We start from the raw sequence: 13,243 nt of genomic DNA on the forward strand, positions 1-13,243 counted from the left end.
GATGTAATGAATTGGAGGAAATAATGACAGTATGAGTGACAATGCAACAATGAAAAACACAACGATTCATGACATGACGACCGGAAGTCCGGCCCGCCTGATCATGCAGTTTATGATACCAATGTTTTTGGGAAATATATTTCAGCAGTTTTACAACATTGCTGATTCAATCATAGCAGGACAGTTTCTTGGTGTAAGAGCACTGGCTGCAATTGGAAGTACGGGATCCTTGATGTTCTTTGTGACAGGCTGGCTGAATGGTCTGAGTAGTGGATTTGCTATTTTGGTGTCACAGTGGTTTGGCGCGAAAGAATATGAGAGGATGCGGCATTATGTGGCGATGTCTATTTATCTTTCTGCTGGATGGGCTGTGCTTATGACGATCGGTCTTGGAATTGCAAATGAGCCAATCTTACGTTTGATGAATTATAAGGATAGCATTATGCCGGACGTAAAGGCCTATATGGGAATTATTTATGCGGGTCTGATTGTAACGGCAGCGTATAATGCGCTGGCTGCATTTCTACGTGCACTGGGTGATTCGAAATCCCCATTGTATTTTTTGATCATTTCAGCAGTAATCAATGTAGGACTTGATGTGGCGTTCATTATTTATGGCGGCATGGGTGTAGAAGGATGTGCCTATGCGACAGTTATCGCACAGGGAATCTCAGCAGTACTCTGCTTTATATATATCGTGAAGAAGTTCCCTATTCTGCATCTTAAAAAAGAGAATTTCAGATTTTCTCTTCCAGCTTGCGGAAAATTGATGGCTCTTGGAGTTCCGATGGCATTACAGTTTTCTATTACAGCGATCGGAACAATTATTGTACAGGGTGCTGTAAATGTTTACGGGGAAGATTATATGGCAGGTTTCTCTGCGGCAGCAAAGATTCAGAATGTAATCTGCACAGTATTCGTTGCTTTCGGTGCAACGATTGCAACTTATGTGGGACAGAACTGGGGAGCTGGAAAAGTAGACCGTGTACGACAAGGTGTGCGCTGTACACAGATTATGATTCTGGCTTACAGCGTAATTGCAATGATACTGGTATTTTTCTTTAGTAAATATCTGACCTACCTTTTTATCAGCCCATCAGAGACGAAAGTTATTGAAGTATCAGTGCTGTATTTCCATACAGTATTCTGGTGTTATCCATTCCTGGGAAGTATCTTCCTATATAGGAATACCTTGCAAGGACTTGGATATGGACTTGTGCCGATGCTCGGAGGAGTGTTTGAACTTGCGGCGAGATCTGCAATTGTAGTTCTTGTGGCAGGAAAAACAAGTTTTGCGGGAGTTTGCCTGGCGGATCCGGCAGCATGGATTTCTGCATTGATTCCACTGATCCCGTATTATATCTATGTGACACGGAAGTGGAAGAAACAAGGGAAGATAGCGATGTAAAAGTGAAAGCAAAAAACAGGCGCAGGGAATCAATTATGAAGCCCTGCGCCTGTCGCTTGTTAAGTTAAAATTATTCTGCGGCTTCTTCTTCCTCTTCATCTGAAGTAAGATCAGAAGCTTTTACGTGTACTTCTGTGATAGTAACTACTGTTGCATCAAGATCTGTCATAAGATCAACATCTTTGTCTTTGGCAATTGGAAGATCAGCAACACGAATTGTGTCCCCGATTTTCAGAGGTCCAACATCAACTTCGACTTTCTCTACCAATGCGGCAGGAAGAGCCTTGAAGGAAATCTCCTGAAGCATCTGCTGTGGTACTCCTGAAGACAGTTTCTCGAGGTTTACAAGGTGAATCTCTGCTACAGAGTGAACCTTCTCAGTGCTTACCAGTGCCTGAAAATCTATTTCATCTACATATCCCTTCAAAGGATTGTAATCAACTTCCTTGATCAGAGCGTCATAAGTCTCACCGGCAACTTCCAACATAACCTGGCCACCTTTGTTTTCGACTTTCAGAAGTTTTTCTATTTCACCTTTATCAAATTTCAGTGGAATAGAATCTTCCAGTTCACGACCAAACAGGTTTCCTGTTACAAATCCTTCGCGTCTTAATTTTTTTGCTTTGATTGACATGTCTCTTTTTTCAGCTTTTAAAGTATTCATTTATCTTTTCCTCCAAATTACTGAATTCGCTTAGCAGCCTTCAACTTGTCAAAATAATAAGTAGGTTTTGTTAAGTGTTCTTTTTCTTTGCTACAGTTACACTATAGCACCCGGTGTCAAGGGGAAGGAAAAAGCAGGGAGAATTGTAGGGTGAAAAATTAAGGTTTTGAAGGTTTAAAAAGGTGTGATAAATGAAAAAATTAAGGTTGTATAACGGGAATATTCAGAGAATTGTTGTGAAAATGGCGGAAATGAATGTTTCGGAAGGATGCTTCAGAAGAAAAATGACGAAATTAAAAAGGAATCAAAACATGTGTAACATTATTGAAAATGCAAATCCTTTATGATAAAATTTCAAACAGAAACTACTGATATTAGTCGAAATATCGGTATAGAAATGGGGAAGAAACAATATGGATTTACAGACATTGATCGTTTTGATCATCGAGTTGATCGGAACGATCGCATTTTCAATTTCGGGGGCAATGGTTGGTATCCGGCGAAAGATGGATATTTTCGGTGTGTTGGTGCTTGGTGTGGTGACCGCAGTAGGAGGCGGAATGATGCGTGATGTGATTTTGGGGAAGACACCGAGCGCATTTGTGAAGCCGATTTATGTAGAAGTGGCAGTGATTTCTGCATTAGCGCCATTTCTCTTACTTTCTATTAATAAGAGACTGTTGCATAGCAAATACCAGGCACTCTATGCAGGACTAATGTTCCTGATGGATTCGGTCGGACTTGGGATTTTTACAGCAGTCGGAGTATCCACAGGATGGACAGCAGGATATCATGATAATATGTTTTTCTTAAGTTTCCTTGGAGTGCTGACCGGTGTTGGAGGAGGACTTCTACGAGATGTGATGGCAGGGGTTCCACCATATATTTTTGTAAAGCATGTGTATGCCTGTGCATCGATCGCGGGGGCAATCTGTTGTGTACTGGCATATAGAAGCTGGGGACAGATTCCGGCGCTTGTGATCGGAACAGTAGTTGTGCTTGTGATTCGTATCGGAGCAGCGCATTACAGATGGAATCTGCCGTGCGTGAAGCTGGAGGATGAAGAATAACGAATAGGAAAATTCAATTTGGTGACAAGACACTGATAGAAGTAGTGGTATAGTGTAATAATTTAGAGACACCCGTTATTTTATCTTGAGAAGGATGAAAATAGCGGGTGTTTTTATAGTCTTATTTATAAAAACAGTTCATTTTCTTTTCGTCCGGAACAAGCTTTTTTTAACTTCTGGGAAGCAGCAGCCAGCATTAGTGGATTCAGCTTGCGGGAATGCGTTGGACAGACGCTGATACAGCGCATACAGGAAATACATTTGTCCTTATCAGTCTGCGTAGGATTGTCAGATGGAATTGCTCCTGACGGGCATTTCGCTGCGCACAATCCACAGGAACCACAGGTATGTGAAGCACCAGGGATAAGCGGAATCGTACCGTATTCGCGGTAAGGTCTGTTACCCGGAACATGTACTGGTGGAAAATCAGTTTTTACAGTGTTGTTTGTTTTCTCTTTTATCTTCTGTGCAAAGGAAGCGAGTTCTGTAAGATCATTCTGATCAGGTCTTCCAGTTGCAAACTGATGCATGATGGAATGTTCTGCGATAGCCGCAATAGCTGTCTGGCAGGTGAAGTTCTTTTCAATCAGAGTATCTTCAAGTTCGATCAATGTATCTTCATAAGCACGGTTTCCGTAAACGGTGATTAGAATTGCAGTTGCATTATTTCCGCTCAGGGCTTTGATTCTCTCTAATGCAATGGCAGGAACACGTCCACCGAAAGAAGGAACTCCGATGATACAGAGATCTTCTTTGGAAAAATCATTTGTTAGATCAGAAGTCTTTTCGCATAAATCAATGCTCTGATATTCGCCAAATTGTTCAGCTATAAATGTAACTATTTTTTCAGTTCCCCCGGTTGGACTGAAGTAAATTGCGTATATACTCATAAATTTTCTCCCTTAATTAAATGTTTTGGCAGATACAATAATTTTAGAGGTTTTAGAGTTATTTTGCAAGTGCCTGGTTGATATTAAAAGATAAAAGTGATATGATTCAAATAGATAAAATATTATCTAAAAACGCATAAAATGGTTTGAAATAGATAAAATATTATCCGTAGAGTGAGGTGGATGAATGCAACAGTTAGTATGGGAAACAGCAGAAGAACTTGATCAAAAGCTTGCGCAAAGAGTGCGCAATATTAGAAAGAGACGTTCAATTTCACAGGAAAAATTAGCATCTATGAGTGGTGTGAGTTATGGTTCGATTAAAAGGTTTGAGACGACAGGAATGATTTCATTACTTTCATTGACGAAGATTGCGATGGCATTGGATATGGCAGATGAACTTAGAGATATTTTTACAAGTGTGCCGTATAGGGATATCCAAGAAGTTATAAATGAGACGAGGTCTCAAAGCAAAAGAAGAGATAGATTTAGATGAGAGTTTATGGAATTATATTAAAGAGAGTAGGAGTTTATTATGAGTTACATCACAACATACACAGGAAATCATTTTGATCCGATAAACCCGGATCCGGAACTAATCAACATTGTAGATATCGCCCATGCACTTCCGATGATCTGCCGGGGGAACGGCCAGGTCAGTACGTTCTGGTCTGTGGGAGAGCATTGTATTCTGTGTGCGAAGGAAGCCGCTGCCAGAGGATACAGCAATCGTGTGATCGAGGGTGCACTTTTGCATGATGCAAGTGAGTGTTATATGTCAGACGTGCCGCGTCCGCTGAAGCAATTTATGACAGTATATAAAGAGCAGGAGAATCATTTGCTTGATGTTTTGTATACCAAGTTCCTGGGTTCACCACTTGATGAGCAGGAAGAGAAGCTGATCAAAGAGATTGATGATGCGGTATTGTGGTATGATATGAAATATTTACTGGGTGAAGACTCAGAAGGAGACAAGCCAGAGACGTGTATGGTACCTGATTATACGGTGAGAGCATTCAAGGATGTTGAGCAGGAGTACTTGGAAATATTTGAAAAATATAAGGTCTTATAAATATCAAAATGATGAAAAAGGACAGAGAGTTCTGATTGAAAAATGTCAGAAATCTCTGTCCTTTTTGTAAGTATCAGTATAGTTCGCAACTTTGTATTCTGCGGATTGTTTATCTCAGTCGAGAAGACTCCCACTCCTTCAGGTGGTGAGTAACAGAAAATGGATGAAAAAACGTAAGAAGTGTTACGGTTTTAAATAGATCCGGTAATCTGTTGGCGAAACATTATAAAACTTTTTAAATGTACGTGAAAATGCCAGCTGGTCTTCAAATCCAAGTGAATTGGAAATAATCGAAACAGGAAGTTGTGTAGTTGCAAGTAACCTTGCAGCTTTTTTGAATTTCAGTTGAAGCAGATATTTTTTGGGTGAGATTCCAAACTTTTCATGGAAAGCCCGTGTAAGGTAATTCTGATGGATGCCGAAATAGTCAGCTACATCTTTTAACTTCAAATTCTCAGCATAATTGATGTCAAAGTAAAATTTAATTTCATCGATAATTGACAGTTTATTTGTGTCTGCTTCATGAAAATCAACATCGGAAAAAAGCATGGAAATAATATGAAGCAGGATACTATTTCCTTCAAAATAATGACTGGTCAATGAGGCATCTAATTGCATGATCCTGGAAATAGAATCGTAATATTTTCGGGTATCCAGACCATGGATTACATAAATATCTTCTGTTGAAGTCATAATCTGATAGAGATAGCTTTCTGAGCTGATGCCGATAAAGCTGATCCATGCATAAGACCAAGGATTTGTTTTTGAGGCTTCATAATAAGTGATCTTACCTGCCGGAATGAGAAATGCATCCCCTGCTTTTAGGTGAAACACATGCTCATTAATACGAAATTCTCCCTCCCCGTTGAGTATAAAATGGATTAGCTGATATGATCTCAAAGTCGGACCATAACTGTAGCCAGGTGTACATTCTTCATAACCGGCACTGTACAGAGAAAGATCACTATTGGCTTTATATACCAGAGAATGTTTGGTTTCTTTATATTCAATCATAAGTCTATCATAATACAAAAAGTTAGTTTTTTCCATATATTCTTCTGAAAATGCTATGTTCCAAAATAGAAAAATATAGTTTAATATAGTCAGGCGCCAGAAAGTAAGGACGGGAGGTCATTTAGAAATGATAAAACGGCAGAAATATCATCTGGAACCGGACAGAGGTCTGCTAAATGATCCTAATGGGTTAGTTTTTTACAAGGATATGTATCATGTGTTCTTTCAGTGGAATCGATTTGAAAAGAATCATTCTTACAAGGAATGGGGACATTTTACATCGAAGGATTTACTTCATTGGAATTGGGAAGGAAGTGCTCTTTTGCCGGACCAGTTTTATGAGCAAAATGGAGTTTACTCAGGTAGTGCATTGATAAAGGATGGTCAGCTTCGCTTATTTTATACAGGAAATAATAAGAGTGGCGGTGTGAGAAAAAGCAGCCAGTGCATTGCAGTTACTGAGGATGGCAAGACATTTCAGAAAAAAGGCATTGTGCTATCAACACCTACTGAGTTTACCGAGCACTTCAGAGATCCGAAAGTATGGCAGGACGGCGATGACTATTATATGGTGATCGGAGCACAGATGAAAAATGGAAGAGGTTCTGTTGCACTATGTAGCTCCAAGGATGCGGAAAATTGGAAATTCGAATTAGTGCTTGCAAAATCCAAGGAGTATGAAATGGTCGAATGTCCGGATTATTTTCAGGTAGATGGACAAGGAATTTTGCTTTATTGTCCGCAGCACAGAGATAATGAAAGTGATAGTTCACTTTGTAGTTTTTCGGCTTATAAAGAGTTTGGTTTTAATGACATAGTTTCAGGAAAAATAGAAGATAGCAATGTACAGAATCTGGATGAAGGGCGTAAAAAGATGGATCAGGGATTTGATTTTTATGCGCCGCAGACATTTACATCACCGGATGGAAGAAAAATTCTGTTTGCGTGGATGTCAAGAATGGAAGAGGAAGAAGAGAAGCTGTTTGGTGAAGGAGAATCCAGTATCCATTGTATGACATTACCAAGAGAGCTTTCTTATCGAAACGGAGAACTGTGTCAGCTTCCGGTAAGAGAATTGGAAAAAAGTTTGTGCATACATAAGATTTCTGAGCAGGAAAGACAAAGTGGAGAAATAATTCTTAAGAACAGAGTATACTGTGCAAAACTATCTAATCTTCAGAATGAAACTTCCTTTAAAATAGAATTTCAGAACGGAGAAGTTATTCTAGAATACAAAAAAGTAGAAAAAATAATTTCTGTAAAGAGAAAAAATTGGGTTACAAAAGATTATGATGAGAGAAACTGTAAGATTGATTCGTTGGAAACGATAGAATGTTGGTCTGATATTTCCAGTATGGAAATTTTTGTGAATCAGGGAAGCAAAGTGTTTTCTATGAGAATGTTCACAGAAGAAGAAAATGGAAAAGTAAAAATAAACGGACTCATGAAAGAAACAGTCGTGGAAATGTATGATTTAATGGGAGAAGGAGAGGAGAAAAATGAGTGATAAAGAATTAGCAAAAAAGATTCTTGAACTGGTTGGCGGTACGGAAAATGTTGTGTCAGTAAGACATTGTGCGACAAGACTTCGTATTGTAGTAGCTAATAAAGAAAAGATTCAGGTAAAAGAGATTGAAAATCTGGAGAAAGTAAAAGGAAGCTTTTTTAATTCTGGACAGTACCAGATCATTCTCGGAACAGGACTGGTTAACCGAATCTATGATGAAATTGTAAAAGTTACAGGAACAGGCGACGAAGAAAAGTCGGAGGAAAAAGAAAAGGTGGTTTATGGAAATAAATTCCAGAGAGCAATCAGAATGTTTTCTGATGTATTTGTGCCAATTATCCCGGTGCTTGTAGCTACTGGTTTGTTTATGGGACTTAGAGGGCTTCTGACTCAGGAGGCAGTACTTGCAGTATTTGGTCTGACAGCTGATAGCATTCCGCAGAATCTTCTTACATTTACACAGGTATTGACAGACACGGCATTTGCATTCCTTCCGGCTTTAGTGTGTTGGTCAACATTCCGCAATTTTGGCGGAAGTCCGGTAATTGGAATTGTATTAGGATTGATGCTTGTAAACAGCAGCTTGCCAAGCGCTTATGCAGTTGGATCAGGAGAGGCACAGCCGTTGATTTTCTTTGGATTCTTAAAAGTAACAGGATATCAGGGATCAGTATTACCGGCATTTGTGACAGGAATTGTCGCTTCCAAGTTTGAAAAATGGCTGCGAAAGAAAGTTCCGGATGCAATCGATCTGATTGTGACACCATTCTTAACATTGTTGGTTGGATGTGTTCTGGCATTGTTCGTACTTGGACCAATCTTACATACAGTAGAGTCAGGAGTTCTGTTTGCAGTAGAACATCTTCTTTTCCTTCCAATGGGAATAGGCGGATTTTTATATGGATGTTTCGGACAGCTTCTTGGTATTTTTGGTATTCATCATATTCTGAATTTCTTAGAGATCAGTATGTTGGCACAAGATGGATGGAATTATCTGAATCCAATCGGAACTTGCGGAAATGTTGCTCAGGCAGGAGCAGTTCTTGCAGTTGCAATCAAAGCAGCGTCTAATAAGACAAAGCAGGTGGCATATCCGGCATGTCTGTCTGCATTACTTGGAATTACAGAGCCGGCGGTATTTGGAGTCAACTTAAAATTTATGAAACCGTTTGTAATGTCAATGATCGGTGGTGGTGTTGGAGGATTTCTGGCATCAATCTTCCATCTGAGAGCAACAGGAATGTCAATTACAGGTATCCCAGGAACATTGCTGTATCTTAACGAGCAGCTGCCACTCTATATTCTAGTAAATGTAGTTGCTTTCGGTGTGGCATTCGGACTGACATGGATGTTTGGTTTTAATAAGAAAATGGAGCAGTAAGTATGAGTATTCTATTTCATAACAAAGGACAGATCGTGCAATTAAGTAATGATACAATAAGTTATGTGATGGAAGTTGTGGATGGAAAGTATCTGGTTCATCGGTATTTCGGACGAAAGATCCGAAATTACCGGGGGACCGGAAATCCCCTGTATTTTAAGAGAGGGTATAATACGGAACATGACAGCTCTGTCGAAAATGTATCCTTTGATGATTTTCCGTTTGAATATCCGGTCGGAGGACATGGAGATTTTCGTATTCCGGCTTTTGCAATCACACAAGAAGATGGAATAACATTTTGCGAACCGGTGTTTAAAAGCTGGAGTGTAGTATCCGGTAAGCCTAAATTACAAGGTATGCCGCAGATTCGTGTTAATGAAAATGAGTCGGAGACACTGGAAGTGATCTGTGAAGATGACAGAGCAGGGATCCGACTTTTTCTTTATTATACAATTTTTGAAAATCACGGAATTGTTTTACGACATCAAAAAGTAGAAAATTATGGGAAGCAGACCGTTTTTCTTCAGAATATTCAGAGTATGTCTCTGGAACTTCCGGCAGAAGAGTATGAACTTATGACATTATATGGAACACATGCTAAAGAGGCAAATATGCAGCGTTTCCCGATTCATTATGGGGTGCAGAAAACGGAGAGTGTCAGGGGAAGCAGCAGTCCTCAGCATCAGCCATTTTTGGCAGCGTTAAAATCGGAGACGAATGAATGCAGCGGAGATGTCTGGGCAGCGCATCTTGTTTATAGCGGAAATTTCCTCGCACAGGTGGAAAAGGACCAGTTTGGAAATGTACGGGCACAGATTGGAATTCATCCGGACAGCTTTAAATGGGAATTGAAGCCAGAAGATACATTTGCTTCTCCGGAAGCGGTATTGAATTATAGCAATACGGGTCTGAATGGAATGCGCCACAATTTTCATTGGCTGTACCAACAGCATCTAATTCCTAAACGATTTGAGGGAAAGACACGACCGGTTCTTTTAAACTCCTGGGAATCTATGTACTATGATGTAACAAAGGAGAAGATTGATGAACAGGCAGACCTGGCTAAAGCTGCGGGAATTGAATTATTTGTATTGGATGACGGTTGGTTCCGTAAAGGAAATGACAGCAGATCTTCAATGGGAGACTGGATATGCAATGAACAGAAACTCCCGGGTGGAATTGCAGCAGTTGCAGATGCGATTCATAAAAAAGGTTTACAGTTTGGACTTTGGTTTGAACCGGAGGCAGTCAGCGAGGATAGTAAGTTGTTACGTCATCATCCGGACTGGGCGCTTCACATTCCGGGGTATCAATCAGTAAAAGGAAGACATGAATATCTGCTGGACCTTTCAAGAGAAGATGTCCGTGAATATTTATTTAAAACATTAGATTTTTATTTGAAAGATGGAAAAATCAATTACATAAAGTGGGATATGAACAGACCGCTGACAGATGTGAATTCTGCATGTCTGGGAGTACAGCAAAAAGAAGAGATCAGTCATCGGTATGTGCTTGGATTATATGATATTTTGGAACGCATTACAGAAAAATATCCGGATGTTCTGATTGAAGGATGTTCCAGTGGTGGTGCGCGATTTGATCCGGGAATGTTGTATTATGTGCCGCAGAATTGGACAAGTGACAATACAGATGCATTTGACCGTGCGACAATCCAAAGAGGATATAGCCTTTTATATCCGCAGATAACAATGGGTGCTCACGTAAGTATTGTTCCGAATCATCAGACCGGAAGAAGTACTTCTCTGGATGCAAGATATCAGGTAGCAAGATTATTTAATCTGGGATATGAACTTGATCTTACAAAATGTTCCGAAGAAGAAAGAAAAGAAATTGCTGATCAGATTCAGGAATATAAAGAACAGAGAGGCTGGCTGCAAAAGGGAGTGCTTAGTTATCTTGAAGTTCCGAATGAGAATTATATTGCATGGTCGGTTGTTTCCGTAACGGGAGAAGAATGCGAAGTTATTATCATGCAGAAACTGTTTGATCCGAGATATTCTCATGGAAGAATTCATCTCTGTGGTCTGCATCCGGAATGGGATTATAAAGATGAAAGTACCGGGCAGATTTTCGGTGGAGATGAATTGATGGAGATCGGAGTATCGCTACCATTAATAAAACGAGATTTCCATACATTTGCATTTCATTTTTCAAAGGTAAAGGAGAATTACGGTGATCAGATTAATTGCAAGTGATCTGGATGGGACACTTCTAAATGAGGAAGGCATGTTATCAGAGAAAACAGCGGAGTGTATAAGGAATGCACAGCAGGCAGGAATTCTGTGGGTTGCGGCAACAGGCCGTTCGCTGAAAACGGCATCTGAGCTTATGAGAACAGCGGGAGTTTTACCGGAATATCTTCTGCTAAATGGAGCTGAATTCCGAAAGAGTGATGGGACTTTGATTTTCCAAAAATCAATAGAAGAATCCTGTGCGCAGGAAATTATACAGATGCTCATGGAAAAGAAGCTTGATTTTGAAATTAATACTTCAGCAGGAGATTTTTCGACAGACTGTGAGTTTTGCGATACGGCTCGTCCAATGCCTTCGGAGAAAGAAATTTTTGATGGGCAGATTAAAATTCAAAAGATATTTATTTTCTCAGAAGAGCAGGATAAGTTGAAAAATATAAAAGAGTTTTTGAAGAAGAGACACGATATCACAATTACGTCATCTGCAGCCTGGAACATAGAGATTACAGACCGGCAGGTGAATAAGGGAACTATGCTTGAACAGGTCGCTGAGTATTATGGATATAGTAAAGAAGAGGTATTGGTATTTGGGGATGGGAAGAATGACATTCTAATGTTTGAAAAGTTCCCGCATTCCAGAGCCATGGGAAATGCAGTAGAAAGCTTGAAAAAAATCGCAGAGAAAGTCATCGAACCTAATAAAGATGATGCAGTTGCACAAGAGGTATGCAGATTGTTGCAACATCCAAGTTTGTAAGCGCTTGGTTGATATCAGAAGAAAAAATGATAAAAAGGACGGAGAGTTCTGATTGAAAATGTCAGAACTCTCCGTCCTTTTATCCATTTATTTTACAACAGCTGTCGCGTTCAATCAGCTGATGCGGCACGATAATCTTTGTTGCAACAAGATTCGGATTCTCAATATGATTGATCATCTGAGATGCCGCCTCGATACCCAGCTGCTTAGAATTAATATCAATTGAAGTAAGCTGTGGAGATGTCGATCTTGCAAATAGAGAGTTGTTGAATGATATAATCGACAAATCATCAGGGATTGAAACATGATTCTGAAGACAGACTCTTTCAAGAGAAACAGCAAGAATATCATCACTTACAACGATTGCAGTTGGCGGTTCATCCTGCAGTAACAGAGAAGAAATTGCTTCTGTGTTATCTCCTGATACATTCAGAACTTCCGCGCAGTATTCTGGACGGAAAGGGATTCCGTGTTTAGTCAATGCCATCTGGTAACCGGTTTTTCTGTCTGCGGCAAAAGTCAGTGAACTGTCGGAACCCAGATAAGCAATCTTGCGATGACCGAGCTGATAGAGATATTCGGTCGCGTCCTCTCCGGCAAGAAGATTATCATTGTCAATATATAATGTCTGATTTGTGTACTGTGTTGCTTTTCCAATCAAGATATAAAGAAGCCCTTCGCTGAAGAGATAATCAATAATCGGATCGTCCTTTCGAGAATAAAGAATGATGAACCCATCTACTTTTCCACTTCGTGACATAGACTGAATCGCTTTTAAGATCTCATCTTCATCTTGACCTGTCACAACAGTAGACATGTATTGTCTCTGGTTACAGTAGTGGCTGATGCCGCGAATTGCTTCAAGATAGAAAGCATTCTCATATACTTCACGGGCAGATGCCGGAAGGATAATCCCGATCGTGCGGGAATACTGAGAAGCAAGATTGCTGGCCTGAAAGTTTACTTCGTAACCAAGTTCGATCATCGCTTTACGAACTTTTTCTTTTGTTTCTGTGCTGATGGATGGGTTATTCTTACAAGTTCTGGAGACAGTGGAAGGTGATACACCTGCCAAAGCGGCCACATCTTTAATTGTTACTGCCATATTTTCCCTCCTGTGAGGAAATGAGGATGTCAGGAGTCTGATACCTATTTTCCTTTATTTTCACGTAACTGTTCAGAGCCAACCTCCAAAATGCTACGCATTTCGTCACCTACTATTTTAGTGAAAGAATACAATGATGTCAAATCTGTTGCATAGTTTTTT

Annotated in this window: 12 protein-coding genes; 8 read left to right on the plus strand and 4 right to left on the minus strand. The window is 39.9% G+C overall.

Annotated elements, in window-relative coordinates; all coding sequences use genetic code 11:
* The first annotated feature begins 31 nt into the window (after positions 1-31).
* Positions 32-1,408 (plus strand): MATE family efflux transporter, encoded by a 1,377-nt coding sequence (locus LI126_RS00250; RefSeq protein ID WP_226866080.1) that lies wholly within the window; start codon positions 32-34, stop codon positions 1,406-1,408.
* 70 nt (positions 1,409-1,478) lie between these two features.
* On the opposite strand, the gene LI126_RS00255 is transcribed toward LI126_RS00250, so the two are convergent.
* Entirely contained in the window at positions 1,479-2,072 is a 594-nt protein-coding gene (locus LI126_RS00255) for a 50S ribosomal protein L25 (RefSeq protein WP_055147203.1), read from the minus strand.
* 413 nt (positions 2,073-2,485) lie between these two features.
* Between LI126_RS00255 and LI126_RS00260 the strand changes: the two genes are divergently transcribed.
* Positions 2,486-3,142: a trimeric intracellular cation channel family protein gene (locus LI126_RS00260; RefSeq protein ID WP_055147200.1), complete on the plus strand. Its 657-nt coding sequence runs from the start codon at positions 2,486-2,488 to the stop codon at positions 3,140-3,142.
* A gap of 125 nt (positions 3,143-3,267) precedes the next feature.
* Here LI126_RS00260 and LI126_RS00265 read toward each other — a convergent pair whose 3' ends face one another.
* Positions 3,268-4,032, minus strand: a complete 765-nt coding sequence (locus LI126_RS00265; RefSeq protein ID WP_227164603.1) for a 4Fe-4S binding protein — start codon at positions 4,030-4,032, stop codon at positions 3,268-3,270.
* 187 nt (positions 4,033-4,219) lie between these two features.
* Between LI126_RS00265 and LI126_RS00270 the strand changes: the two genes are divergently transcribed.
* A complete protein-coding gene (locus LI126_RS00270; protein WP_020435958.1) occupies positions 4,220-4,528 on the plus strand; it encodes a helix-turn-helix domain-containing protein in 309 nt (102 codons plus the stop codon).
* A gap of 39 nt (positions 4,529-4,567) precedes the next feature.
* Complete coding sequence (locus tag LI126_RS00275) at positions 4,568-5,104, plus strand: hypothetical protein (protein ID WP_015527498.1); 537 nt, start codon at positions 4,568-4,570, stop codon at positions 5,102-5,104.
* A 183-nt stretch (positions 5,105-5,287) separates the two neighbouring features.
* Here the strand turns inward: LI126_RS00275 and LI126_RS00280 are convergent, their stop codons facing one another.
* Complete coding sequence (locus LI126_RS00280; RefSeq protein WP_227164604.1) at positions 5,288-6,118, minus strand: AraC family transcriptional regulator; 831 nt, start codon at positions 6,116-6,118, stop codon at positions 5,288-5,290.
* Positions 6,119-6,245: 127 nt separating this feature from the next.
* Between LI126_RS00280 and LI126_RS00285 the strand changes: the two genes are divergently transcribed.
* From LI126_RS00285 to LI126_RS00300, 4 genes are read left to right on the plus strand one after another with little or no spacing between them, the layout of a single operon-like run.
* On the plus strand, positions 6,246-7,625 hold the full coding sequence (locus LI126_RS00285; RefSeq protein WP_227164605.1) for a glycoside hydrolase family 32 protein: 1,380 nt from the start codon (positions 6,246-6,248) through the stop codon (positions 7,623-7,625).
* Positions 7,618-9,006 carry a sucrose-specific PTS transporter subunit IIBC gene (locus tag LI126_RS00290; protein WP_227164606.1) on the plus strand — a complete coding sequence of 463 codons (1,389 nt, stop codon included), beginning with the start codon at positions 7,618-7,620 and terminating at the stop codon, positions 9,004-9,006. Before LI126_RS00285 ends, LI126_RS00290 begins: the two co-directional genes overlap by 8 nt.
* 2 nt (positions 9,007-9,008) lie before the next feature.
* Positions 9,009-11,222 (plus strand): alpha-galactosidase, encoded by a 2,214-nt coding sequence (locus LI126_RS00295; RefSeq protein WP_117498275.1) that lies wholly within the window; start codon positions 9,009-9,011, stop codon positions 11,220-11,222.
* On the plus strand, positions 11,200-11,976 hold the full coding sequence (locus tag LI126_RS00300) for a Cof-type HAD-IIB family hydrolase (protein ID WP_227164607.1): 777 nt from the start codon (positions 11,200-11,202) through the stop codon (positions 11,974-11,976). The genes LI126_RS00295 and LI126_RS00300 overlap by 23 nt, the downstream gene beginning before the upstream one ends.
* 79 nt (positions 11,977-12,055) lie before the next feature.
* Here LI126_RS00300 and LI126_RS00305 read toward each other — a convergent pair whose 3' ends face one another.
* Positions 12,056-13,081 carry a LacI family DNA-binding transcriptional regulator gene (locus LI126_RS00305; protein WP_117498271.1) on the minus strand — a complete coding sequence of 342 codons (1,026 nt, stop codon included), beginning with the start codon at positions 13,079-13,081 and terminating at the stop codon, positions 12,056-12,058.
* Positions 13,082-13,243 lie beyond the last annotated feature (162 nt).

Source organism: Mediterraneibacter sp. 210702-DFI.5.30 (genome assembly GCF_020560115.1).
GTDB classification, from domain to species: domain Bacteria; phylum Bacillota; class Clostridia; order Lachnospirales; family Lachnospiraceae; genus Mediterraneibacter; species Mediterraneibacter faecis.